The organism is Lysinibacillus sp. SGAir0095, from assembly GCF_005491425.1.
Lineage (GTDB): Bacteria > Bacillota > Bacilli > Bacillales_A > Planococcaceae > Ureibacillus.
On sequence record NZ_CP028083.1, the window covers coordinates 433398 to 457589 of the forward strand.

General features: G+C 40.6%; 23 protein-coding genes and 1 other annotated feature. Of the genes, 19 read left to right on the forward strand and 4 right to left on the reverse strand.

Annotated features, from left to right (window positions below; all coding sequences use genetic code 11):
- Positions 1–86: 86 nt before the first annotated feature.
- Positions 87–1337, forward strand: coding sequence for a DNA (cytosine-5-)-methyltransferase (dcm, locus tag C1N55_RS02130; protein WP_137727275.1), 1251 nt, complete (start codon positions 87–89; stop codon positions 1335–1337).
- An 84-nt stretch (positions 1338–1421) separates the two neighbouring features.
- On the opposite strand, the gene C1N55_RS02135 is transcribed toward dcm, so the two are convergent.
- Together C1N55_RS02135 and C1N55_RS02140 are read right to left on the reverse strand one after the other, a co-directional pair.
- Positions 1422–2075 (reverse strand): SMI1/KNR4 family protein, encoded by a 654-nt coding sequence (locus C1N55_RS02135; protein ID WP_137730501.1) that lies wholly within the window; start codon positions 2073–2075, stop codon positions 1422–1424.
- Between the two features lie 16 nt (positions 2076–2091).
- Positions 2092–2823, reverse strand: coding sequence for a nuclease-related domain-containing protein (locus C1N55_RS02140; RefSeq protein ID WP_168193776.1), 732 nt, complete (start codon positions 2821–2823; stop codon positions 2092–2094).
- Between the two features lie 171 nt (positions 2824–2994).
- Between C1N55_RS02140 and C1N55_RS02145 the strand changes: the two genes are divergently transcribed.
- The 13 genes from C1N55_RS02145 to C1N55_RS02205 all read left to right on the forward strand — a co-directional run bounded on the left by C1N55_RS02145 (position 2995) and on the right by C1N55_RS02205 (position 14669).
- Positions 2995–3507 (forward strand): GNAT family N-acetyltransferase, encoded by a 513-nt coding sequence (locus tag C1N55_RS02145; RefSeq protein WP_137727277.1) that lies wholly within the window; start codon positions 2995–2997, stop codon positions 3505–3507.
- A gap of 271 nt (positions 3508–3778) precedes the next feature.
- Positions 3779–4159 carry a YbaN family protein gene (locus C1N55_RS02150; protein WP_137727278.1) on the forward strand — a complete coding sequence of 127 codons (381 nt, stop codon included), beginning with the start codon at positions 3779–3781 and terminating at the stop codon, positions 4157–4159.
- A 463-nt stretch (positions 4160–4622) separates the two neighbouring features.
- Complete coding sequence (locus C1N55_RS02155; RefSeq protein ID WP_137727279.1) at positions 4623–5765, forward strand: acyl-CoA dehydrogenase family protein; 1143 nt, start codon at positions 4623–4625, stop codon at positions 5763–5765.
- Complete coding sequence (locus C1N55_RS02160; protein ID WP_137727280.1) at positions 5762–6814, forward strand: acyl-CoA dehydrogenase family protein; 1053 nt, start codon at positions 5762–5764, stop codon at positions 6812–6814. Before C1N55_RS02155 ends, C1N55_RS02160 begins: the two co-directional genes overlap by 4 nt.
- A gap of 13 nt (positions 6815–6827) precedes the next feature.
- On the forward strand, positions 6828–7634 hold the full coding sequence (locus tag C1N55_RS02165) for an enoyl-CoA hydratase/isomerase family protein (RefSeq protein ID WP_137727281.1): 807 nt from the start codon (positions 6828–6830) through the stop codon (positions 7632–7634).
- 22 nt (positions 7635–7656) lie between these two features.
- Positions 7657–8616: a TAXI family TRAP transporter solute-binding subunit gene (locus C1N55_RS02170; RefSeq protein ID WP_137727282.1), complete on the forward strand. Its 960-nt coding sequence runs from the start codon at positions 7657–7659 to the stop codon at positions 8614–8616.
- A gap of 12 nt (positions 8617–8628) precedes the next feature.
- A complete protein-coding gene (locus C1N55_RS02175) occupies positions 8629–10629 on the forward strand; it encodes a TRAP transporter permease (RefSeq protein ID WP_137727283.1) in 2001 nt (666 codons plus the stop codon).
- Positions 10630–10654: 25 nt separating this feature from the next.
- Complete coding sequence (locus C1N55_RS02180; RefSeq protein WP_137727284.1) at positions 10655–11794, forward strand: CaiB/BaiF CoA transferase family protein; 1140 nt, start codon at positions 10655–10657, stop codon at positions 11792–11794.
- Positions 11795–11857: 63 nt separating this feature from the next.
- Positions 11858–12634: an IclR family transcriptional regulator gene (locus C1N55_RS02185; RefSeq protein ID WP_137727285.1), complete on the forward strand. Its 777-nt coding sequence runs from the start codon at positions 11858–11860 to the stop codon at positions 12632–12634.
- A 150-nt stretch (positions 12635–12784) separates the two neighbouring features.
- Positions 12785–13216 (forward strand): general stress protein, encoded by a 432-nt coding sequence (locus tag C1N55_RS02190; RefSeq protein ID WP_137727286.1) that lies wholly within the window; start codon positions 12785–12787, stop codon positions 13214–13216.
- A gap of 231 nt (positions 13217–13447) precedes the next feature.
- Positions 13448–13864, forward strand: coding sequence for a general stress protein (locus C1N55_RS02195; RefSeq protein ID WP_137727287.1), 417 nt, complete (start codon positions 13448–13450; stop codon positions 13862–13864).
- Positions 13865–14096: 232 nt separating this feature from the next.
- Positions 14097–14477, forward strand: a complete 381-nt coding sequence (locus tag C1N55_RS02200; protein WP_168193777.1) for a general stress protein — start codon at positions 14097–14099, stop codon at positions 14475–14477.
- Between the two features lie 75 nt (positions 14478–14552).
- Complete coding sequence (locus C1N55_RS02205; RefSeq protein WP_137730502.1) at positions 14553–14669, forward strand: hypothetical protein; 117 nt, start codon at positions 14553–14555, stop codon at positions 14667–14669.
- A gap of 498 nt (positions 14670–15167) precedes the next feature.
- On the opposite strand, the gene C1N55_RS20715 is transcribed toward C1N55_RS02205, so the two are convergent.
- Together C1N55_RS20715 and C1N55_RS02210 are read right to left on the reverse strand one after the other, a co-directional pair.
- The gene (locus C1N55_RS20715) at positions 15168–15395 is read right to left on the reverse strand and encodes a VWA domain-containing protein (RefSeq protein ID WP_240758355.1); all 228 of its coding nucleotides are present in this window, start codon (positions 15393–15395) and stop codon (positions 15168–15170) included.
- The gene (locus tag C1N55_RS02210) at positions 15346–16455 is read right to left on the reverse strand and encodes a VWA domain-containing protein (RefSeq protein WP_240758356.1); all 1110 of its coding nucleotides are present in this window, start codon (positions 16453–16455) and stop codon (positions 15346–15348) included. The genes C1N55_RS20715 and C1N55_RS02210 overlap by 50 nt, the downstream gene beginning before the upstream one ends.
- Positions 16456–16817: 362 nt before the next feature.
- Here C1N55_RS02210 and C1N55_RS02215 point away from each other — a divergent pair, with 362 nt between their 5' ends.
- The 5 genes from C1N55_RS02215 to C1N55_RS02235 all read left to right on the forward strand — a co-directional run bounded on the left by C1N55_RS02215 (position 16818) and on the right by C1N55_RS02235 (position 24071).
- Positions 16818–20087: an Ig-like domain-containing protein gene (locus tag C1N55_RS02215; protein WP_168193778.1), complete on the forward strand. Its 3270-nt coding sequence runs from the start codon at positions 16818–16820 to the stop codon at positions 20085–20087.
- A gap of 150 nt (positions 20088–20237) precedes the next feature.
- Positions 20238–21056, forward strand: coding sequence for an enoyl-CoA hydratase/isomerase family protein (locus tag C1N55_RS02220; protein ID WP_137727290.1), 819 nt, complete (start codon positions 20238–20240; stop codon positions 21054–21056).
- A gap of 500 nt (positions 21057–21556) precedes the next feature.
- Complete coding sequence (locus C1N55_RS02225) at positions 21557–21922, forward strand: Na-translocating system protein MpsC family protein (protein WP_137730503.1); 366 nt, start codon at positions 21557–21559, stop codon at positions 21920–21922.
- A gap of 250 nt (positions 21923–22172) precedes the next feature.
- The gene (locus C1N55_RS02230; protein ID WP_137727291.1) at positions 22173–22343 is read left to right on the forward strand and encodes a multidrug transporter; all 171 of its coding nucleotides are present in this window, start codon (positions 22173–22175) and stop codon (positions 22341–22343) included.
- Between the two features lie 128 nt (positions 22344–22471).
- Positions 22472–22749 (forward strand) — a binding site (T-box leader).
- Between the two features lie 65 nt (positions 22750–22814).
- Positions 22815–24071, forward strand: coding sequence for an MFS transporter (locus C1N55_RS02235; protein WP_168193779.1), 1257 nt, complete (start codon positions 22815–22817; stop codon positions 24069–24071).
- The last annotated feature ends 121 nt before the right edge of the window (positions 24072–24192 follow it).

Sequence of the window (24192 nt, forward strand, 5' to 3'; positions counted from 1 at the left end):
TTAAATTTAGCCAAGTTGAACTAAAGTAGTTGATCTTTCGGTAGATTTTTATTATAATAGAGAAAAAGTAGAAAGGATGTTCGCTTATGAGTAAAACTCTGAATGTAGTCGAGTTGTTTGCGGGCGTGGGCGGATTTCGATTAGGGTTAGAAAAAGCGAACTCAGACGTTTTTAAAACCGTTTGGGCGAACCAATGGGAGCCATCACGCAAAACACAAGATGCTTTTAATTGTTATACAAGAAATTTTACTGAAGGAATTCATAGTAATGAAGATATTACGACAGTACCAGATGAAACGTTTCAACAACTAGAAATCGATTTATTAGTGGGAGGTTTCCCTTGTCAAGACTATTCAGTAGCTCGTTCACTATCAGGTGAAAAGGGGCTTCAAGGGAAGAAGGGGGTTTTATTCTGGGAGATTAAGCGAGTTCTAGAAAACTCTCACCCTAAATATGTTTTGCTGGAAAACGTGGATCGTTTACTAAAATCACCTTCGAAACAACGTGGGCGAGATTTTGCTATTATGTTAGCAACGTTTAGAGATTTAAATTATATTGTTGAATGGCGTGTTGTAAACGCGGCAGAGTATGGTTCTGCCCAAAAGCGTAGACGAGTATTTATCTTTGCATATAAAAGAGACTTGGACTTTGCAGAAAATCAATTCAAGTTCAAGAAGAATGAAATAGTATATAAAGAGGGATTTTTTGCAAAAACCTTCCCTGTTAAATCAGAACCCTATAAAGGTAGAGAAACAGCTGATAAGTTACCACAAGATGTTTTACAGATATCTGATAATTTCTCTTTTGGTTTCCATACAGCAGGCGTCATGATGGATGGAGAATTCTTCACAGCACAAACTGAAGTGGCAAATGAGTCATTTATTCCTTTAAAAAATATTATTTTAGATGAATCAGAAGTGGATAATAAATTTTATCTAACAGGAGCTCAAGCCGAGAAGTTTGCTTATTTACGTGGCCCTAAAAAGATCGAAAGAACTTCGGCTACCGGGCATAAGTATTTCTTTGCTGAAGGTGGGATGTCCCCAACAGATGACCTTCAAGGGCCAGGTAGAACAATGCTAACAAGTGAAGGTTCTGTAAACAGAAGTACACATATCATAGAAGTTAATGGTAGAAAGCGTTTCTTAACGCCAATTGAATGTGAGCGTTTAAACTCCTTCCCAGACAACTGGACTGAAGGAATGCCAGACAGAATGAGATATTTCTGTATGGGAAATGCACTTGTGGTAGACCTTATTAAAAAAATGGGACAAACTATTTTAGAGATTGATGCAGATGAAAAAGTGACATCCGAACAAATTGAATTATTGATTTAAATTAAGAAAAGGCTAGCAGCTAAATTGTAGTTGCTGGCCATTATTCTTTGATAAAGTTTTTCAAAAGTAAAGAGGGGCTAGTGATTAAATCCCCAACCCCAACCACTCCCTAAATCGATTCGCCGCCTCACCATCTGGATCAATTCTACTCGTTGGGCTTGTTGTGAAGGGGAGCCATTGCCAATCCTCACAGCCGACAAAAGCTATTCTTGACCAGTTTTCAAGTAACTCTATGAAATGATTCGCAATTTTGTATCCGTGTCCTTCTCCGTCGTCGTGACTGAGGTAGACGATCGGAGCATCCGTCGTACCGTCTTCCAGGTCAAATGCAAGGTAATCCCCATTGCCCACTTCGCAAAATGCTAATTTGTTATGCCAGATTACATCATAGGAATCTTCTGGATTTGGAAATACGGCGTCAATCCAGCCTTTTCGACCTTCTTCAAATTGAGGAAGAAGATCCAAACTCCAGTTAGGTGTCCCACTAAAAATCTCTCTAAATTCATCGGGTTGCTCTAGATTGTCAGGCAAAAACCATCGGAAACTAAAGTGTCCAGAGAATTCAGTTAGGACGGTTTTGAAACTATCTGGCAGTTTTACGCCAAGTTTTTCTTCTGTTTGAGTGATTTGTTCGAGGGAAGCGGGTTCACCAATTATAATTTCAGGAACCTCTCCATTTATTTCTTGTATTCTAGCAGCGATGATTTCGATTCGTTTTTTGATTAATTCGTCATTCATCTTGATTCCTCCCATTTTATGATTGCTTGCCGTTTTTCTCCACAAGCTGCTTCTCCTTAATCTTCTCCACATGCTCCTGCTTTACGGTCTGATCGGCCTTCTGGTATTGTGCCAAAAAGTTATAGATTCGGTCGATGTAGGCGGGTTCCAGAATTTTGGGTGAAGCTTCAATTTGTTTGGTCATTAGCTTCGCTAGATGATACCGTTTGATGACATATGTATTATCTGCCTCGAAGGAGATTTTTTTCAGCTCGCATCTTTCGCTGAAGACGATGACCGATTGATATTGCGCCTTCTCAATAGAAGGGAGGAGCGCTTGAAGTGCCTTGATATGGCCGATATTTTGCTTGATTGGGTTATAAAACGGAAACTTTTGGCCGTTCGGGAAGGTCTGCATCCACTTTTGCGATTTTTCATCTCCAAAAATCCAGCCGCTGTAATTTTTGGATTCGATGACGTAAATGCCTGTCTCATGGATATAGACTAAGTCAATTTCAGTTGTTTGCTCCTTGCCGTTCGGAATATAGAGATTGAATAGAGCTTTATGGTAGCCAGGCAATTTCGCCATTTTGCCATAGGAGGAGAACTCCCCATAATTGCCTTTGTTGAACAGGGTCGTTAAAAAACCATTTCCCGTTTGTTCCTTGTATGTAGAGAGCACCGACTTTTTCTTGAGCTTGGCTGTGGGGGCCGTTGAAGTAGGCGGGTTTAGCAAATCTACGACGTTACTTATTAGTTTTTTAAACAAAATCGCCACTACCTTTCTTATCATTACTTATATTATTTTACTAAATAATGGAATTTTTGTAAGTCGTTTTTTCTATGGGTTGGAAGATTTTTCTTAAAGAAGGATTTTGATTGATTGAAACGAATAAGTTAGAGAGACTTTATTTGAGAGAACGTAACTAGGAGGATCCTCATGAATATTCGTATATTAAATGAAGCGGATGCACAAATCTATCAATCCCTTAGATTAAGAGGGTTACAAACCGATCCCGAAAGCTTTGGGTCTACTTACGAACGGGAAGTGAATTTTCCAATAGAAGCAGTGGAAGAGCGAATTCGCCAAGGGGAGGATCGATTTGTGCTGGGTGCTTTTAATGAGGAAGGTTCGTTGGTGGGCGTGGTTCGCTTTATGCGCGCTACGGATCGAAAATCTAGGCACAAGGGAGATATATATGGAATGTACGTGGCTCCTGAAGTACGCGGTCAAGGTGTAGGAAAAGCTCTGATGATGGAGAGTATCACACGAGCAAAGGATTTTGATGGGGTAGAGCAGATTCATTTACAAGTGGTCTCCAAGAACAAGTCGGCCAAGAAGCTCTATCAGTCGTTAGGATTTGAGACATATGGGGTCGAGCCGAGGGGATTAAAAGAGGGCGACGAGTATTTTGATGAAGATTTGATGGTGCTCTTTCTGAAATTAGATTAGGGAAGTGTAATTTTCAATAATAAATCGGATACCGGCGTAACGTTTGATGAAATAGTTGTTTTTTTAGGTAAGGAACGAATCTTCTAAAGGGGGATTCGTTTTTTCTATCAAAAATGAATTTTACAAGAATTTTTTATTTACCTTAGGGTAGGTTTTTAACTTAATAGAAAATTACCAAACCACTTATTATCCATGTTATTGTACAATTAGAGTCGATTGAGAAATAAATGAGAATTGAAATGAAACTATTTCATATAGAGGGTAAATATGCATGATAACGATTAAAAAAATAAAAAGTATTGTCTTGTTCATACTCGGTAGTATCTTTCTTGTGATTGGGATTATAGGGACGGTGATTCCTCTCTTACCAGGAGGTCCGTTTTACTTGCTTGCTGCGTTTTGCTTTGCCAAAAGTTCAAAACGCATTGATGCCTGGTTTAAAAGTACCCCTGTATATGAAAGGTATGTTGAAGCATTTCTTCAAAAAAGGGGGATGAAGAGAAAAGAGAAAATTCGAATCAATTTAATTGCGGATTTCTTTATCGTCATCTCGATTATTTATGTGGATATTCTATTGGTTAAAATACTATTAGTCTTACTAGCCTTGTACAAGCATTATTATTTCATTAAAAAGATTAAAACAATAGGCTAGGGATTTGTCACTCCGATATCCATATTGATCACGGGGAGTGCCGGACGTTTTGATCTAATCATTCATACAGTAAGATGTGATATTCATAAAAATCAATGAGGGGATGCTCCAAAAGCTTATTTTTGGAGCATCCTTTTTTGAACGTTGCAGAAAAAAAGCGATCAGTATGTCATGAGATTCCATAAGACGCCGAATCACTTTATTTAGAAAATTTATTTTCCTCCTTATTTTGATCACCATCTCTTAGCCCCTTGTGTCGAGCAAACAACTAATTACCCGCTAATCTCTTAACCTGCCATAGTATTACAAAAGAACATGGTGTAATCGATTTTCTCTATTAGACGTCATTATTCTGTCTTGTGTAAATTTATTTGTAAAAAACCATTGACATACAATATTCTGAAAATATACACTATTTATATAAGGTAATGATTACCGCAAATGCGTAAAAGGGGTGGCTAGATTGAATTTACCTACTGTTCAATTTACAAAGGAACAAGAAGTATTCAGGGAAGAGGTTCGAGCTTTCCTGCAGGGGGAGCTGCAAAAAGGGACGTTTCAAACAAAATGTGATTCATGGTTGAGTGGGAGTGACCCGGGATTTTCAAAATTAATCGCTGAGCAAGGCTGGATCGGCATGACGTGGCCGAAAGAGTATGGTGGGGCTGAACGCAGCTCGATCGACCGTTATATTTTGACGGAAGAATTTTTGGCCATTGGAGCACCGGTTGCAGCCCATTGGTTTGCGGATCGACAAACGGGCCCTTTATTACTTAGATTTGGGACCGATTATCAAAAGAATTTCTTCTTACCTCAAATCGTCAAAGGAGAATGCTTCTTTGCCATTGGGCTAAGTGAACCGAATAGTGGCTCGGATCTTGCGTCAGTAAGAACGAAAGCTGAAAAAGTAGAGGGTGGCTGGATTGTAAATGGCGCAAAGACATGGACGAGTAACGCCCAAGATGCTCATTATATGGTCACTCTTGTTCGTACAGAACCCGTATCAGAAAAGAAGCATCAAGGCCTGAGCCAATTAATCATCAATCTAAAATCAGAAGGTGTAACCATCACACCGATTCGCTATTTAACAGGCGAGCATCATTTTAACGATGTATTTTTTGATAACGTTTTCGTTCCAGATGAAATGGTCGTTGGGACTTTAGGAAATGGGTGGGCACAGGGATTAGCTGAATTAGCTTATGAGCGCAGTGGCCCAGAACGCATTTTAAGCACATTCCCATTACTGAATGAAGCGTTGGAGGAACTCAAACGCCAGCAGGATTTTGAAGGGTTAACGGAAGCCTCGAAACTAATAGCTGAGTTATGGAGCTTGCGAAATCTATCAATTGGCGTTGCTAAAGTGCTGGAAGAGGGCGGAGAAGTTAGTGTCCCGGCCGCCTTGGTAAAAAGCATCGGAACAAAATTTGAACAGAAGATTCCAGAAGTTGTTCGATTATTGCTGAATGTTTATCCACAGCTTCAAGCTGACCGTGCATTGGACCGTTACTTAGCAGAATCTACACTCCATGCACCTGGCTTTACGATTCGTGGCGGAACATCAGAAGTGCTATATGGCATTATTGCGAAGGGAGTGCTTGCAGGATGAGTGAAATGAAAGACATGATTATCGAGGTCGTTGAAAGAATTTTTAAAGAAAAGGTGGAAAAGGAAACGGTCGACCTGTTAGAAGCAAACCAATGGGCAGAAGATGTTTGGCAATTATTGCTTGAAAATGAAATCCAGCAGGTTGCCGTTAAAGAAGAGCATGGTGGTGCTGGTGGGGACTATGAGGATTTGTTCCACCTGTATCGATTAGTTGGAAAATATGCAGTACCGGTTCCATTTATCGAACATACATTGGCGAACCTGGTTTTAGATATTGCCAATATTCAACCTCAAACTGAACTTTCAACGGTGCACCTTGTAACGAAGCCTTTAGACATGGCAGATGGGAAAGTTTCCGGTAGCTTACAGCATGTTCCATGGGCAAGATACGCAAAAAAACTCGTGACGCTCGCAACAGAACAAGGAAAACAGTCTTTAATTTTACTAGATTTAAAGGATGCTAGCATAGAAAACCACACCAACCTGGCAGCAGAGCCAAGAGATCGTCTTCAATTTACCGATGCCAAAATTCTGGCAAGTCAGCCCCTCACAGATGAACAGCATGAATTCCTAACAAAATTACAGACAGCGGCCACAGTAAGTAAAATGGCTGGAGCAATTGACCGTGCATTTGAATTATCCGTGCAATTCAGTAAAGAACGTGAACAATTTGGTCGCCCCATTCACCGCTTCCAATTAGTGCAGCAGCATCTTGCCGTACTCGCAGGTGAGCAAGCGCTTTCAGGAGCCGCACTCGAAAATATACTCGCGTTACTCCTAAAAGAAGAAGCAGCAGATGAAATCGCCTTTGCCCGATTAAAACTGGATGATGCGAGTCGCATTGTGGCAACAAGTGCACACCAGGTCCATGCAGCGATTGGTGTCACACATGAACACCGATTACATCACTATACACGCAGATTGTGGGCTTGGCGAGATGAGGACTTCCATGCGAAGTATTGGAAAAAAGAGCTTGCTAAGAAATGGCTTCATTCATCAAATACGCTTTGGGATACATTAACAAAGAAAAAACAAGTTGAACATATTTAAGGGGGATGAATCAGTGGCGGATTTACTATTTGAAGTGAACAGCGGGATTGCAACGATTACATTGAATCGACCGGAGAGCTTTAATGCTTTCAGCGAGGAAATGATTAAACTTTGGATTTCGGCTTTAGAAGAGGTAAGGGATAACGACTCGATCAGAGTTTTGCTGCTAAAAGGAAACGGAAAATCCTTCTGTGCTGGTGGCGATGTGAAAGCGATGGTGGCAGGGAAAGGCTTCTTTGAAAGTCAGGAGGATATCACATCCACAGCCCTTGCTAGAAAAAATTCACTGTGGAAGAAAGTGCAGCGCATCCCACTCTTATTGGAGGAAATTGATAAACCGGTTGTCTGCCAAATGCATGGCTATGCAATGGGGGCAGGATTGGATATGGCCCTCATGTGTGATATTCGAATCGCGGCAGCTTCAGCTAAAGTCTCTGAAAGCTATATCAATGTGGGGATTGTACCTGGAGATGGCGGCGCTTACTTTTTACCGAAATTAGTGGGAATCGATCAGGCACTGGATCTGTTGTGGACAGCTAGAGTCTTAACAGCAGAGGAAGCGAAAGAAAACGGGCTCGTTACCTTTGTTGTAGCAGATGAAGAACTGGAGACTTTCGTTCAAGCTTATATTGAAAAACTAAGCAATGGTCCACAAGAGGCGATGAGAATTATTAAAAGGGCAGTTTATCAAAGCCAAACGATGAGCTTGCGTTCTTCACTAGATTATATTTCATCCAAAATGGGGGTTGTCACGGAATTACCGGATTATAAAGAGGGTGTATCGGCTGTGCTAGAAAAGAGGAAAGCAAAATTTAACTAAGCAAATCAAGGGGGCTGGGGGGATGAAAGGTAGGTTTGTTTTAACGATTTTGTTATGTGTCGGTCTTCTCGTAGGATGTCAAAGCAATGCGGAGCGGTATGGGGAACCGCTTATTTTCACTACGGGAACGACAACAGGGGTGTTTTACTCATTGGGTGCTGGACTTTCTACTTTATGGACGAAAGAAATGGGACAGCGCGTAGCCTCCCAAGCATCCAATGGCAGTGTTGAAAACTTGAAATTGATGAGTAAAGGGGAGGCCAATATCGCCTTTACCACTGTGAATATTGCCTATGAAGCCTATAATGGCGAGGGGACTTTTAAGGAGAAGCCCTATAAAGAGGTTCGGATTTTAGCCAATCTATACCCAAATGTCAGCCATATCGTGGCAGTGAATGACGAGGATATTCAATCGATTGAAGATTTAAAAGGAAAAAGCTTTGTCTTTGGGGCTGCGGGCAGTTCCACAGAGATGGAATCCAAGCTTGTTTTAGAGTCTCATGGTATTGGAGCAGATGAAGTAAAGGGGAACTATGTGGGGTTTACTGAGGCAACGGATCTAATGAGAAATGGCCAGGTCCATGCAGTGAATATTTATTCTGGTGTACCTGCTGCCGCAACAACAGAACTAATTTCAACACTGGACACAAAGGTTCTCGATTTTTCCGAAGAAGCCATTGCGAAGATGACAGAGGACTATCCATGGAACTTTAAATATGTCATTGAAGCAAATACCTATGACAAGCAGCCTGAACCAATTGTCACGGTTGGTCAATACAGCACTATCGTGATCGACGAAAGTGTATCTGAAGAAGCAGCCTACAATCTAACAAAGATGCTTTGGGAGAATGTGAAAGAACTCGAAAAATCCTTCAGCATCGCCAAACAGTTTGATCCGAAAAAAGCCATTGAAGGAACTGCTGGGGTACCACTGCATCCAGGAGCGGAAAAGTACTATAAAGAAATTGGCGTAGTGGAATAGGGGGCGATTTGAATGACGACAAAAAACAGTATGGATGTTGATGTACAGGGGTTAGTGGAAATCGAGGAGAAGACCCTTAACTCAAGAAAGTATATCGGTATTTTTGGAAAGGTAGTTGTGCTTCTCGCCATCATTTGGACCGTATTTCAGCTGTATATGAGTAGTATTGGTGTAATGGATGCCGTGAAGTTTCGTGCTTGGCATTTAGGGTTTCTTCTATTATTTAGTTTCATTTTCTACCCAGCGACTAAAAAGAGTGTCGGTACGCGGAAGCTGCCAACGATACTAGATCTTCTTTGCATCGGGCTATCGGCATTTGTTATTTTCTACTTTCTCTTTTCTTATGACACATTTGTACGTGATCGTGCAGGAGAAAATACGACGCTTGATATTTATGTAGGGTCATTGGCTTTAATTCTCTTATTTGAAGCAAGCCGACGAGTAGTGGGACTTGGCTTAACGCTGATTGCCTTGTTCTTCCTAACGTATAACTTCTTTGGTGCTTATATTCCTGGGTTGTTGGGGCACTACGGTTTTAGTATCGAACGCGTCGTGAACCTTATGTATTGGGGCGGTCAAGGGGTATTTGGGACAGCATTAGGTGTTTCGGCAACCTATATTTTTGTCTTTGTCCTATTTGGCGCTTTTCTTAAAAATAGTGGGTTCTCGGATTTTATCAATGACTTAGCTCTAACCATTGCAGGCAGAACAGCTGGCGGACCAGCAAAAGTGGCCGTTTTTGCAAGCGCTTTAATGGCAACGGTAAGTGGTAGTGCTGTCAGTAATGTTGTGACAACGGGTACCGTCACAATTCCAATGATGAAAAAAGCGGGTTATTCCAAGAAGTTCGCAGGTGCTGTGGAATCGGTCGCTTCTACAGGCGGGTTAATCGCTCCACCGGTTATGGGGGCAGCAGCCTTTATCATGGCGGAGTATCTTGGCGTTTCCTATTCAATCGTGTTGCTTGCAGCGATCATTCCGGCGGTTTTGTATTACTTAACCCTGTTTATGATTGTGCATTTTGAAGCAAAGAAAATGGGGCTCTCAGGCATTGCAAAGGAGAATATCCCGAATGCCAAAAAGGTATTAAAAGAAGGCGGTCACCTGTTTATTCCATTAGTCATCTTGCTCATCATGTTATTTGGTGGATTTTCCCCGATCTATGCGGCGATCATCTCGTTGATTACGGTTGTACCAGCTGCAGCCATTCGTAAAAGTACGCGAATGAGCTTTTCCGTAGTTATCGATTCGATTGTAGAAGGTGTAAAAGGTGCCATTAGTGTAGGGATTGCTTGTGCGGTTGTAGGCATCGTGATTGCGACCATCACGTTAACAAGTGTGGGCTTGCTGATTGGAAACAATGTCTTAAGCTTTGCTGGCGAAAGTATTCTTCTGGCTGCCATTTTAACTGCTTTTATCAGCATTGTGCTTGGGATGGGGGTTCCGGCAACTGCCGCGTATATTATTGTGGCAACGATTTCTGTTCCTATTTTGACGAAGCTCGGTGTAGCTCCAGTTGCAGCCCACATGTTTGCGTTTTACTTTGCAGCGTTATCTAGTATCACACCTCCTGTTGCTTTAGCTGCCTATGCAGCGGCCGGTATTGCAGGGGAGTCGCCAAACAAGGTAGCCATCGAATCGGTTCGTTTAGGGTTTATCGGTTTCATTGTTCCCTTCTTCTTTATCTTTAACCCGACTTTGTTGTTAACGGGTGGAACTGTTCCGGAGTATATCTATGCCGGTGTTACAGCAATCATTGGTGGGGTTGCTTTAGCTGCAGGCCTAAAGGGATATATGTTTAGAAATACATTCTTAGTAGAAAGAATTTTATTATTACTAGCTGGAATTAGCTTGATGGATACGACGCTGCTGGTCAATCTCATTGCATTAGCGGTTGTGGGAGGGGTCGTGGCTGCCCAAGTGCTGATTAAACCAAAAGCCGTGAAAGTGGAAGAACGGTTGCGCGAAATGGAAGAAGCGGAACAAGAAGTTCGCGAAAAAGCGACGACCTAAGTAAAAGACTAAAGGAGGGTGAGCTATGCGCCCGTTAGATGGGATTCGAGTATTGGATTTATCAAGAGTGTATGCTGCACCAGCTGGTTCCATGTTGATGGCGGATTTAGGAGCCGAGGTCATTCGGATCGAGCATCCAGATGGTTCAGATAGCATGCGGCATTGGGGTCCATTTGTGAATGAGCAAAGCACCTATTATCTATGTGCGAACCGAAACAAAAAATCCATTTTACTAGATTTGAAGAAAGAAGACGATAAAAAGTCGTTCCTATCATTGGTTGAGGATGCAGATGTGGTCTTAGAAAATTTCAAAACGGGTGATATGGCGAAAATGGGGTTAGGCTATGAAGTCTTAAAAAAGGTAAACCCCCGAATTATCTATTGTGCTGTCACTGGCTTTGGACAAACTGGGCCGCTTGCACAGGAACCGGGCTTTGACCCAGTGATTCAAGCAATGAGCGGTCTAATGGACGTAACGGGCGATGCAGAAGGTGAGGCGACAAAAGTGGGGGTGCCTATTGCAGATATCCTAACCTCGAATTATGTGGTGATTGGAATTCTAGCTGCATTGCGCCTACGTGATCAAACAAACGAAGGCCAAATGATCGATCTTGCTCTTCTGGATGTACAGCTAAGCTCTCTGGCAAATGTATCAAGCGCCTATTTAAATGCCAATTTCGCCTCAAAACGTTTAGGCAATAAACATAATAATGTTGCTCCTTATCAGGTGTTTCCTTGTGCGGATGGGCCCTTAATGTTCTGTGTCGGGACAGATGCCCAATTTGAGAAGTTCTGTAAAATGATCAACAGAGAACAATGGGCTGCAGACGAGCGTTTTAAAACAAATACAGCAAGAAAGCAAAATGAACAGGAACTAACAGAACTTCTTCAGGAAATCACCGTAACGAAAACCCGTGATGAATGGCTAACGCTCTTGCAGCAATATAAAATTCCTGGTGGTCGGGTAAATACCATCGCAGAAGCTTTGGAACAACCACAGGTCAAGGCGAGGGATTTAATTGGTGAGATGGAGCATCCGAGTTACGGGAAGGTGAAGTTTGTCAAAAATCCATTGCAGCATTCCGGGTTGAACATTTCCTATGAAGAGGCACCGCCTTTACTAGGTGAGCATACAGCAGACTATTTAAATCCCTTAAAGATTTAATCTATTAATCTACTTACCGAAAAATAGAAGTGTTTGCTATTATGGTTGTAAGGGGGATGCTTCATGGATCAAACGACATTTGAAAAAAACTATCTGATGAACACGGTTCAAAAAACGGTTTTAATTTTAAGAGCATTCACAAGGGAAGAACCGAAGCTAACACTAACGGATCTTCATAAAATGACAGGCATCGGTATCTCAAGTTTACAACGCTTCGTTGCAACATTGGTGCATGAAGGCTTTCTGATAAGAGACGAAAGAACCAAACAATATCAGTTAGGTTTATCGTTGTTTTACCTCGGAAAACTGGTTGAGCAAGAATCCACAATATTAGCCGTAGCCGAGCCGATTTTAAAATCTTTGAGCGAAAAAATCGGTGAAAGTGTCTCAATGAGCATATTTGATGGGGATCAGCGGAGATGTATATTAAATTATGAAAGTATTCATTCGCTAACCGCTCGCAATCAAGTAGGAGACACTTCTCCTTTATATGCAGGGGCATCGGCAAAGGCGTTGCTTGCTTATCTTCCCCAAGTGGAAATTGATGATTATTTAGATCGGGTGAAAAGAGTGCCCATTACCAAATCAACAGTGGTTGACCGGACGAAGCTTTTGGATGAATTAGAATTGATACGACGTCAGGGCTACGTGAAAACTAAGAGTGAACGAATTATTGGGGCATGCTCAATAAGCACACCGATACTGTCATTAGGAAGACCCATTGCCTCGATTGCCATCATTATTCCGGATGTTCGCTATCAGGATGAGCAGACAGAGATGTATGCACAGTATATTTTAGAGGCAAAAGAAGTGATTGAAAAGCAACTTTCGATGAGATAGATTGCTAGAGTTCGTTATGTAAACTGCTTGGTCTGGTAAATGACCGGCAGTTTTTTTATTTTGGGTTGAATTGTTGAGGATACGATAAAGGTTTACCCCATTTTCGGGAAGGGTACAAATCTACAAATTTAAAAATTAGGAGGAAACCATATGTATCCAGTAGATAATGATAAACCAGGGAGAACGAGTATCGCGGTCACTCACGATAAACAAGAGGCACTGGCAATCATTGAACGATTGAAAGTAGACGGCATGCCGAAGGGCGATATTCATGTAGTGGGAAAAGACTTAATTGAATTTGCGAATCTAAAATGGGATGCTGAAATCAACTTGCACCGAATCGGGAATAATGGCGACAAACTGAAATCCTTTTTCACAGGAGAAGACGCCGAAATAGAAGGTTTAAAGCATGCAAAGCTATCTGAAGACAAGCTTAGCCACTACAAACAAATTGTCGATGGCGGCGGCGTATTAATCTATACGGACGAATACCTGCACACGAAAAAAATTGTAAATGAAATGGAAAGAGATCCGAATACGATAGAAGACTCGCCTACCTATGAGGAAGGTCCACGCTATTAGAAGCAGAAAAAGTTGAATGAAGGAAGGCCACTTCGCGTAAGCAATTTGCGAGAAGTGGCTTTTATTTTGGGGTAGGTAGACCTTCGACTAAGTGCCCTTCATCCCGGTAAAGGAAACTTCCACACCGCTCCATGAAAAATGGGCCTACCTGAAGTAGTAAGGCAAAAAAATGTTTACACCTTGTCCCAAAGGGTACAAAACTAATAACCTATTAAAAGGAGGAATTCAAGAATGTATTCAAACAATATGAACGATAGTAACTACAACATTGAGGTGGCACACACGAAGACGGAGGCACTGGCGATTATTGACAGATTGAAGAGTGATGGAATTCCAAAAGGTCAAATTAATATTGTCGGGAAAGATTTATCAGAATTTACGAATTTAAAATGGGACGCGGACGTAGATGTACACAATGCAGGGAATTTTGCAGACAAGTTTAAATCATTCTTCACAGGGGATGACGCGGTGATGGAAGGTTTAAGAGACGCGGATTTACCGGAAAGTCAGCTGCTCCACTATAAAGAAGTCGTTGAAAATGGCGGCGTCATCATTTATACAGATGATTACATGGATACGACAGTCGTAGAACGTGATCTAAATACAGGTTTAGATACGTACTCAAATGATCGTAACCCGTTAATATAAACTGATGGAACAAGAGCAGGATACTGGCTCTATCGATACCCAAACCGTTAATGAGGGCGGATGCTTTTATTAACATACGAGAGGCGTTAATCCTAGAAGGGGTTAATGCCTCTTTTGCAATCAAATGTTTTAGTCATTCACGTCTCGGGTAGGAGTTTAATAGACGACGAAAAGGAGGAATTCAGGCATGTATTCATCAAACTATGACAACTCAGGGAATCTGCACATTGAGGTGGCACACACTAGAAATGAGGCAATGAGTATTATCGAGAGATTGAAGACTGGTGGAACTCCGATGGGTCAAATTCATCTGGTGGGAAAAAATTTAGACAAGTTTGCAGAGCTCAAGTGGGACGCTGATGTTGACATGCATCATACCGGGAATACTGTAGATAAATTTAAGTCGCTATTTACTGGGGAAGATGCCGTTATAGAAGGTCTAAAGGGAACAGATATACCAGAGGCACAGATTCAGCATTATAAACAGGTAGTCGATGGCGGTGGCGTACTGATCTATATAGATGATGAAACAGAAGACTATTTAGATACGACCATGGTAGAAAGAGATCTAAAAGCGGACCATACCTATTTAGATCGCCGCAACTATTATTAATCAAATATATCAAACTAACGGCGTGAATCATCTGAGGATTGGCGCCGCTTTTTATAATCCGCAGTATCATTAGGAATCACATCGCTTCAAGAAAACGATGTGGCTTCAAAAGCCATCATTGAAAGAGCCGACAAAGCCCTTTACCAATCAAAGCAAGCAGGGAAGAATCGGGTAACGGTTTTTAAAATCTGATGGAAAATCTGGATGATAAAATTTATAGTTATGTAAGGACTAGGGGAAACCTTAGTCTTTTTTATGTACAAAAATAGCAAGATACCAAACTGCACTGCTAATAAAGTTAAAAAAATTTTACGGATAGTGATATTTTTTGAAGGTCGATCTCGTTTTACTTAGTGAGATGACAAGGAGGGGTGACATGGATATGAAACTTATTCAGCTACCATCCGTATATAAATCAGAAGCACAATGATGGTGAAATTTCACCCGAGTTTATGTGTAAGAAGGAGAAAAGAGTTTACTTTGAATCGTTGACTGAAAAAACTATTATTTTTAGTCTATTTTGTTACTATAGCGGACGCATATTATTCTACTATCTTTTTGGAACCAAAATTGCCTCCGCGTCCACAAGCCCAAACGATGCAAGTGGCAGTGCAAGCGGACATATCCATGGTGTACATGCGGTAGCAAGGATTAATAAAAGGCCTCCAGTTTTTGGAGGCCTTTAACTTTTTAATCGGTTATCCCGAATCGTCTCGCCTCTCTTAACCAAAGTGGGAATTCTTTAAATACTCGATTATAAAGCTCTTCATCACTGACTTTATCTAAATCATCAAGGGCAAAGAAGTTGGCATTATCTACCACACGCCCAGATAAGGTATCGAGTCTTTCCAGTACGCCATATTTAGCATTACCAATTCCGACAAACTGCCAAAAGATATTTTTCCTTCGAGCTTTCAATTAATAGATCGGATATTTTATTTTCCGCGTAAACCCCGCCATCGCTAAAGAAAATCACATAAGTAGGCAAGACTTTAGTAGGCTCTTCCACAGTGAATTTTCGTATGACGTCGGCCATGACACGCGGTTCATTATTGCCGGCTCCAACTCCGCCAAAGATACGTGGCTTTGGATAGGTCCGTTTTACATAATCCTCGTAGTCATTTTCGGTCACACTTGGTGCCCGCATAAATTTATCGCCGAAAAACCATACATCAAGCACGCCATCATCATCCATGCATGCAGCGATTGCTAGAACTTTTTCAAAAGCACGCTGGACGGTCCCTTTACTATACAGCATCGACATTGAACCAGAAGCATCAATCACAACAGCAACGCGAGCCTTTTCTGTAGTTAACTTGTGTTTTTCAAGGGAGACGGTTACTTTTTTCTTCAATAGATCAATTTTTGTTAGATTTACTTTTGAAGAGGGTCCTGGCGAAGGTGCAGTTACAGTCTCGATCTTAGCCGGTGGGACTTCAATAGCTGCAACAGCTTCATCTTCTACGACAACCCCATGTGCTTCTGCTAATGGTTTGAGTCCACCGTTAAATCCTTGGCCGATTCCTCGAAATTTAAACCAATCCTTGTAACGATAAATCTCAGCCATTACCAGAGAGGTTTCTTCACTTAGCTGACGAATACTAAAAAGAATGTCACTATTCATTGACTTAACAGTGATTTTTAGGTTTTGTACTTCTTTTAAAGTTCCTGGACCATCCAGTGTTACGGCAAAGACGCACTTTTGAATAGTAGATTGTTGTAGTGAGGGTAAGGAAAGTGAAAAGGTTTTAATTGTTGGTGCAGTATCCTGGAGTGTAATCATGCTGAAAGGATCAGTCGGTTGATTATAAAAAATCATATATTCATCTGATTGTACTTTTCCATCAGCTTGGACCAAGAAGCAGCTTATATCTAAATCAGCAGGGGAGTAGCTCCACTCAACAACGATATCGACGGAAGCATCATTCGTCATAGCTGTGTTAGCCCCTTGAACTAAGGTAACGATATTTTTGGTCATCTAATCCCTCCTTATCTATCATCCTCTTATTAGTTTACTGAATCCGTCAGTAATTTACAAAAAATTACTTATTGAATTCACGTACCTCTAACAGGAAACTTTTTCCTTCTTGCAAACGTAATATTGTATATTAGTGCTGATACGCTCGCTGTTATAAAAGACATTGTTTTAATGGCAGAAGCCATGGGCGGATTTTGATTACGTTGAAAATTTTGCTTTACCCATTTCCTTGCTGTAACGTAGGTGAAATGATGGAATCCATCACCTCTTCTATTGGATAAGGTTTCCTATATTAGTAGAGTTTCATTTGTGCTAATATCGAAATACATAATGACCAATTACACAAGAATATGGAGGACCAAATGCAATTTAAACAGGTAGTTTCGCTTCTTATGATCGTTACAATTGTCTTCACACAACTGCCTATGGATTCATCTGCGGCAACTTCTACTGCCTCAGGAGATGAATATACAAAAGCCTATACCAATCCGGATTTATCACGGTCAATGGAGTTATATCCATTTTCCGTATTTACGCAAAATCCGAACACTCTATCATGGAACAAAAAACAAGAAATCGATATGCAGGGTGGAACCATTTCATATACCTCAAAAGCAGAACCGGAAAGTAATTTTTCCTCTGTTAATGAAGTGAAAGTTGGAAGAGATGAAACCCATCAATTCGACACCTTTATAAAATTTGGCAACAGCCTTCCATCATTAAATGGAGGCTTATTTTTGGGAGCAAAACTGCATCTAAAAGAGCAAGGAACCAATATGGACTGTTATTATTGCCAATATACCATCAATGATCTATATGCCATTTATAAAATTCTCGAGCCTTGGAATGCACAAGCATTAACCTGGTCCAATCAACCAACCGTATCGGATCAACCGGTAACAAAAAATACTTTGTCCATGCCGGTTGGTGGAAGCTACTACAGCTGGGATGTATCAACGCTCGTATTGGATTGGTATGAAACTCCAGCAAAAGATTTCGGGTTAGCCCTTAAAACGAATAGCAGTTCTACCAACACCATCACGACTTTTACTAAGTTAAACCAAGAACTCAATCAATTGCCCATGCTGGAAATCAATTATTCTAGTAAACCGAAGGCACCCATTGGAATTTCAAGCGGAGCAGGAGTCAATTCTGGAAAAGGCAATGTAAATCTACAATGGTCTTCTGTCACGGGAGCCACGGGATATAGAGTGTACCTCTATAATGGAAAGGATTATGAATTGGTTCATGAGGGAGCTGGGACAAGCTGGTCTTCAACCGGAAAAAATCTATGGCCAACAAATGAGCAACTAGAGCTGGGCGAACGTTATCTTCGAAAGGATGGTTCAGGTACAGATTTATCCGAAAATCCAGGCCTTTTATATCAGCAGTTCGAAAAGAATGAACAATTGCAAGGAGATACTTATTATTTCAGGATTTCTGCTTATAACCAATACGGCGAAACGGAACAATCCGATATTACAGCAGTAAAAATGCCAGATATTACTGCCCCGACCGTTCCGGAAGATATGAAGGCTTCAAGTGAGCTCGTTTCAGATTTTCTGCTGGTATGGGAGCCATCGACTGACCGATCACCTGTTGAATATCTAGTAAAGTTAACAGATTCCTCAGGAAACCAGGTGTTCCTTGGGACATCACAAGCAAATCATATCGTAGTTCCTGAAAATTATTTAATACCTAGAATTACTTATCAAGCATCCGTTAAAGCAATCGATAAAAGCAGCTACCAAAGCAATTATTCAGCTTTTTCCACACCGGTAAATGTGACGGCTCGGAAGAAAAACGATGCACAGTTAATGAGCATTTCCTATCCAACTACTGTTTCGGAAGCTGGTAGTCAACCTACAATCAGGATTCAGCTGAAAAATGTGGGAGTGGAATCCTGGACTCAAAGTGGCGGGTATTTGTTAAAAGCGGATGGAACTTCTTTTACATCCACACTTGGGGAAAAGGAAATCATTCGTACAGGCGACACAAAAACTTTTGAATATACACTGCCTTCAGATATGAAATTAGGCACATCTTCATTTCTTTGGCGAATGTTCAACGTCAATTCAGGTACTTTTGGAGATGGGGGTACAACGAAGGTTACCTTTGAGGACCGCATGAAACCTCAAATTTCATTGACCTCCCCGATGGCCGATAAAACTGTGAAAGGAAAGGTTTCACTTGAAGGGTCCATTAGCGATTATCAACTGAGCAAATATCAGATTTCATATGGATATGGAGAGAATCCTGATGAGTGGGTTCAAATACATGCAGGCAGTGAAACATTTGGAGCTTTAGGTGAATGGGAAACCACAGCGCTTAAAAATGGAACTTATACACTACGTATTGAAGCTGAAGATGCCTTGGGAATGTCTTCTACTTTGGAGCAAATTGTGTATGTAAAAAATCCTGTTCCCGCTCCAACGATTCAACAAGTAACCGACCAGTCAACATCGGTAAGTGGAACAGCAAAAGCGGGTACAACCATTAAAGTCTTTGCTAACAGTGTTCAAATCGGCAATGGATACACGACCGATGAAGGGACTTACACGTTAAGTGTTCCCGCACAAAAACCCGGAACCGAGTTAAAAGTAGTGTCCCTTGATGGAATTGATGAAAGTGAAATGGTGATTACCAAAGTTAAGGATATTACGCCTCCCAAACAGCCGGTTGTGAATCCAGTCAACAACAAGACAACTGCCATCTCTGGGAATGCAGAGCCTTTATCAACGATATCAGCGAAAATTTTAGATAAAGTTTATACAGGAAAAGCAGATGCTACCGGAAAATTTACTATCTCTATCCCGGGCCAAAATTATGGAACTCTCGTTGTGCTGACAGTTATCGATAGTGCCGGGTTTAAAAGCATAGAAAAGAAAATGACTGTTACTAGAGTGGCGCCTAATCTGCCAATCGTAAACACAGCAACAAATACAGCACCTTTTGTATCTGGAAAAACGGAACGATATGCAACGGTTATCGTGAATATCGGGTCACGTTCCTACACAGCAAAAGCCGATGCGACCGGTTCTTATAAAGTAACCATTCCTGTCCAAAATAGTGGAACCGCTGTAAAAGTTTCAGTCAAGGATTCTGCGGGAGCATACAGTCTTCCACGGACTGTTACGGTCGCGAGAGTCGCTCCAAATAGCCCAATTGTAAATCCAGTTTCTAATAATGCAGGATATGTAACAGGGAAAACGGAGAAATATGCGCTTGTAACAGCAAGCATTGGTTCGAAAAGTTACAGTAGCAAGGCTGATGCTTATGGAAATTATAAAATGGCAATTCCTGTCCAAAATAGTGGGGCAAAAATCTCGATAAAATCCAAGGATACAGCTGGCAGAATAAGTGCAAACACTTCTGTGACAGTCAACCGAGCAGCGCCTAATCTTCCTGTGGCCAATCCGGTTAGATATTATTCAACTTCTGTAACCGGAAAAACCGAGGCCCATATTAGTGTGAGTGTGAAAATCGGTACTCGTACATACAGTGCCAAATCTAACTCTTATGGAAACTATAAAATAACTATCCCCAAACAAAAAAAGGGGACTAAACTAATGTTGACAGCCAAGGATGTTAAAGGGAAAATCAGTGCTCCCCGAACGCTGACTGTCTACTAAATGAATCTATTTAAAAGAAGATCCTCAGGCATTTTTCAACGCGCCGAGGATTTTTCTTTTTATTCGCTAGTATACTTCATATTTCAGAATGCCTACATATTTAAACAATCCTGTTCATAGATTCAATTATAATTCGAAATTATTAGTCCCATGTTATTTTCCGTTGAGGAGGAATTAGAGATGGAACATATTATTGTTGAAACGAAAGATGGGGTCCGTACACTAACACTAAACAGACCAGAGCGCCTGAATGCTGTAAACGATACACTTAGTAAGGAGATTATCTTAGCTATTTCAGATGCATCTGCTGATGATGACGTACGTGTCATTGTCATTACTGGTAGTGGACGAGGATTCTGTTCAGGTCTTGATTTGACCGATAATGCCAAGAGAAATTCAGAAGCTCCATCCCGCTATAAAAAATTAGACGAACTGGGTTGGGTTGGCCATCAGGCATTGAGGATTGTTCATAGTGATAAGCCCGTCATTGCCGCGATTAATGGTACAGCAGCAGGTGCAGGGCTTGCACTAGCACTGGCGTGTGACTTACGCTTCATGTCTGCAAGCGCAAGGGTAACAGCAGGATACATCCGCCGTGGTCTTAGCCCTGATGCCGGAATGAGTTATTTTTTGCCGAGGTTGGTCGGGCAGACAAAGGCAGCCGAATTAATCCTAACCGGTCGGGATATTTACCCTGATGAAGCAGAACGAATTGGTTTGGTAAACGGGATCTTTCCTGATGAAGAATTTCAAGAGCAGGTGATGGAATTTGCCAGGGAATTAGCGGCAGGACCACCTGTAGCGATGACGCTGTCTAAAAGGTTACTCTCTACTAGCCCTGACATGGATCTTATAACGATTCTAAAACAAGAGTACGCTTTTATAAAACAATGTTTTGGGACAAAAGATGTTCAGGAAGGCGTTCAAGCCTTTGCTGAGAAGAGAAAGCCTGTCTTCCGAGGGGAATAGATTGTTAAAAAGTAATATAGAAGCTTGACGGAGAGTGAACCAAATAATATAATTTTATGTAATAAATAGAGTTTATCCGTTCCTTTTACCTTTAGCTAGATAGTCAATAGACATTGATTATCCATCCAAAGCCAAACAGGATACTAGAATACGAATGCAAATAATAGGTAGACGATTTAAAAAACCTAGATTAGGTTAGTTAAAAGTAAACCGACAATTTTCAAAGTATAATGGTTTGAGTATTTGAGACCATTATCTTTTAATTGTCGGTTTTTTTATTTATATGTTCGACATCTTGGATTCGATTGACCTTAAATGATTCATAGCGAGATGGGGAGAATAGGATTAAGTTATTAGTTTTTTCAAAAATCAAGACTTGTGCCATCTAGGAAGAAGTAGGCTTTTAGCTTATAGTTAAAAACTAGAGGATATAGTCTTAAGTCAAATTTTCAAAAAATAGAAGTATGCCAATTTATTACGGAATGGAGGAAGGAGTCATGATGGAGAAAACAAAAGGTGTTGTGGAAGCCGAGATCAGTAAAGTGCTAACTCATTGGGAGAAAAATTATCTAGGACGCGGTTCCGTGTCGGTTAAATCAGATATCTTGCGAGATATGGTATTTGTTGTGTTGAAAGGGGTCTTAACACCTGCTGAATATGCTGTTTGCCAACAAAAAGAGGGCCTATTATCAGTGAAAAAAATGCGCAATAGCTTGGTAGAATCAGGGGTGGATGAAATAAAAGAAGCACTAGCAACCATAACAGGGCTGGAAGTGGTGAGTTTTCATACCGATTTGAGTACCATTACGGGAGAACGCATTATGGTGTTTAAGCTGTCAGAGGATTTGCAAAGTAAATTAAGCTAACAAAATCTGGCGCTTTACCAAAAGAACGATAAGAGGTATCCATCTCAAACGAGATAGTCTTTTTTATCTATAAATATATTAGATATGACACAATGTAACTGTGTTTCTTTAACTTCTGTCATAAGGAAATGGGTATAAAAAATCTTTATTTTCCAACGTAGGGGATTGGTACCTAGACTTAGCATACATGTCGTATTCAATTCAATTGATTATAAAAAAGAGAAAGGTCATACAGGAGGTTTAAATTGATATGGATAAGAATAAGACACCAGTACCTCACATAGATACAAACCTAAATACTGATCCTGAAACTAACGATAATGAAAAGGATTTAAATCTAAAGGATACAATAGCGAAAAATAAAGAAATCATAGAGAAAAATCGCAATATGCTACAGAAATATAGAATATCCCCTTCTTGAATGATGGTAGGGTCATCATTGTTGAATATCTATATTTCTTTGGGAGTTGTGATTTTCAACCGATTACATAAAAAAATTAATCGGTCCTATTCCAAATTTTATTGAATTGCAGTAAAATATTTCTAATTCAAAAAGCGATGAAGAGAAGAGTATACGTGTTTAAGCATTACAGAGAACTCCGTTAGCTGTGAAGGAGGATGTAGAAGCACATAGAACCAAGCCTCGGAGCTGCACATAGGATATTGTCTTTTTCGGATTGATGATGTGTCGGGTTCTCCCGTTATCGAGATAGAGTATATCCTGCTGACTATTTTTGTAGATGTACTTGATAAGGTCTTTGTGGCGACACAAGAGCAAACTGGGGTGGCACCGCGAACTTCTAAATTCAGGGAGTCTCGTCCTCAAGTCTATTGACTGGGGGTGGGATTCCTTTTTGTTGTCTTCAAAAACCTGAATTTAGGAGTGAATGTGATGTTGAAACTTAGTGGGTGGAAAAACCCCATTTTACTATTATTGGGTATTGGCGTATCAAATTTAGGTGCCTGGATTTATTTAATTGCGCTTAACCTGATTATTTTGGAATTGACAGGATCTGTATTAGCAGTAACTGTTCTATATATGCTAATCCCAATTGCCACTTTATGTACGAATTTTTGGTCGGGGAGTTATATTGACCGGTTAAATAAAAGGCATCTAATGATTTTCCTGGATTTGATTAGAGCATTGTTCATCTTTTTGCTTCCGTTTATGGATTCGCTGATTTTCATTTATCTTTGCGTTTTTATTATCAAAATGGCAGGCTCCATTTTTGAGCCTACCTCTATGGTTTATATGACAAAGTTAATCCCTAAGAAAAACCGTCAACGATTTAATGCGCTTAGAAATTTCATAAATTCCAGCGGTTTTATACTGGGGCCTTCCATTGCGGGTTTTTTGTTTATGTTGGGTTCTCCATATTTTGCCATTCATCTGAATTCTCTGGCATTGTGTATGTCAGCGATCATCATCTTTCTTCTTCCGAATGTGGAGTCAGGAGGGGATACGGTACTTTCTGAAAAAGTGAGTATGAGCGTAATTAAGAGTGATTGGAGACAAATTCTACGTTTTAGTCAATCCAACAAACATATTGCAGTGGTCTATGTCCTTTTTAGTGGAATTACCGTATTTATGTCGGCTCTGGATTCTTTGGAAGCTGCCTTTGCAACACAGGTTCTTTCACTGTCCCAAAGTACTTACGGATTTCTTGTAAGTATTGCAGGAGTAGGGATCATCATAGGTTCAATAATGAATGCGCTATTTGCCAATCGGTTAAAAACGAATGTCCTTATGGGCTTTGGGGCATTATTTACACCAATTGGGTATTTGATTTTTGCATACTCTCAAAATTTCACCTGGGCATCCATAGGGTTTTTTACAATGACATTTGCCTTGTCTTTTGCCAATACTGGCTTCTTAACCTTTTATCAAAACAACGTACCAGTCAATATTATGGGGAGATTTTCAAGTGTTTTCGGCATATTGGAGGCAGTTCTGATCATTATCTTGACGGCAACAGCAGGTGTTTTGACAGAGTTCTTTGAGATGCGGTTCGTATATATGATGGGTTCCTTTGCCTTTTTGGCTTTAGGATTTATGATGAATTTAGTCGTCTGGGATAAATCAAAAAAAGCCTATTACGATCAAGTAAATAATGGAGATGAAAAGTCGCAATACATCGGATACAATTAGTTGCTTAACAAAGGGTTTTTTTTTGACGCCAATATGACGAACTTCATACTGATTTTAATATAGACTGAGCACATTTTGCTCGGTTTTTTTTATATTTTCCGCTTTTATACCGTAACACGAT

Bases quoted from the DNA above. Each gene is read 5' to 3' on its own strand.
- C1N55_RS02235 (WP_168193779.1), top strand. From the start codon at position 22,815: ATGTTGAAACTTAGTGGGTGGAAAAACCCCATTTTACTATTATTGGGT.
- dcm (WP_137727275.1), top strand. From the start codon at position 87: ATGAGTAAAACTCTGAATGTAGTCGAGTTGTTTGCGGGCGTGGGCGGA.
- C1N55_RS02145 (WP_137727277.1), top strand. From the start codon at position 2,995: ATGAATATTCGTATATTAAATGAAGCGGATGCACAAATCTATCAATCC.
- C1N55_RS02230 (WP_137727291.1), top strand. From the start codon at position 22,173: ATGGATAAGAATAAGACACCAGTACCTCACATAGATACAAACCTAAAT.
- C1N55_RS02190 (WP_137727286.1), top strand. From the start codon at position 12,785: ATGTATCCAGTAGATAATGATAAACCAGGGAGAACGAGTATCGCGGTC.
- C1N55_RS02185 (WP_137727285.1), top strand. From the start codon at position 11,858: ATGGATCAAACGACATTTGAAAAAAACTATCTGATGAACACGGTTCAA.
- C1N55_RS02180 (WP_137727284.1), top strand. From the start codon at position 10,655: ATGCGCCCGTTAGATGGGATTCGAGTATTGGATTTATCAAGAGTGTAT.
- C1N55_RS02160 (WP_137727280.1), top strand. From the start codon at position 5,762: ATGAGTGAAATGAAAGACATGATTATCGAGGTCGTTGAAAGAATTTTT.
- C1N55_RS02220 (WP_137727290.1), top strand. From the start codon at position 20,238: ATGTTATTTTCCGTTGAGGAGGAATTAGAGATGGAACATATTATTGTT.
- C1N55_RS02175 (WP_137727283.1), top strand. From the start codon at position 8,629: ATGACGACAAAAAACAGTATGGATGTTGATGTACAGGGGTTAGTGGAA.
- C1N55_RS02170 (WP_137727282.1), top strand. From the start codon at position 7,657: ATGAAAGGTAGGTTTGTTTTAACGATTTTGTTATGTGTCGGTCTTCTC.
- C1N55_RS02135 (WP_137730501.1), bottom strand. From the start codon at position 2,075: ATGAATGACGAATTAATCAAAAAACGAATCGAAATCATCGCTGCTAGA.
- C1N55_RS02150 (WP_137727278.1), top strand. From the start codon at position 3,779: ATGATAACGATTAAAAAAATAAAAAGTATTGTCTTGTTCATACTCGGT.
- C1N55_RS02215 (WP_168193778.1), top strand. From the start codon at position 16,818: ATGCAATTTAAACAGGTAGTTTCGCTTCTTATGATCGTTACAATTGTC.
- C1N55_RS02225 (WP_137730503.1), top strand. From the start codon at position 21,557: ATGGAGAAAACAAAAGGTGTTGTGGAAGCCGAGATCAGTAAAGTGCTA.
- C1N55_RS02195 (WP_137727287.1), top strand. From the start codon at position 13,448: ATGTATTCAAACAATATGAACGATAGTAACTACAACATTGAGGTGGCA.
- C1N55_RS02210 (WP_240758356.1), bottom strand. From the start codon at position 16,455: ATGACCAAAAATATCGTTACCTTAGTTCAAGGGGCTAACACAGCTATG.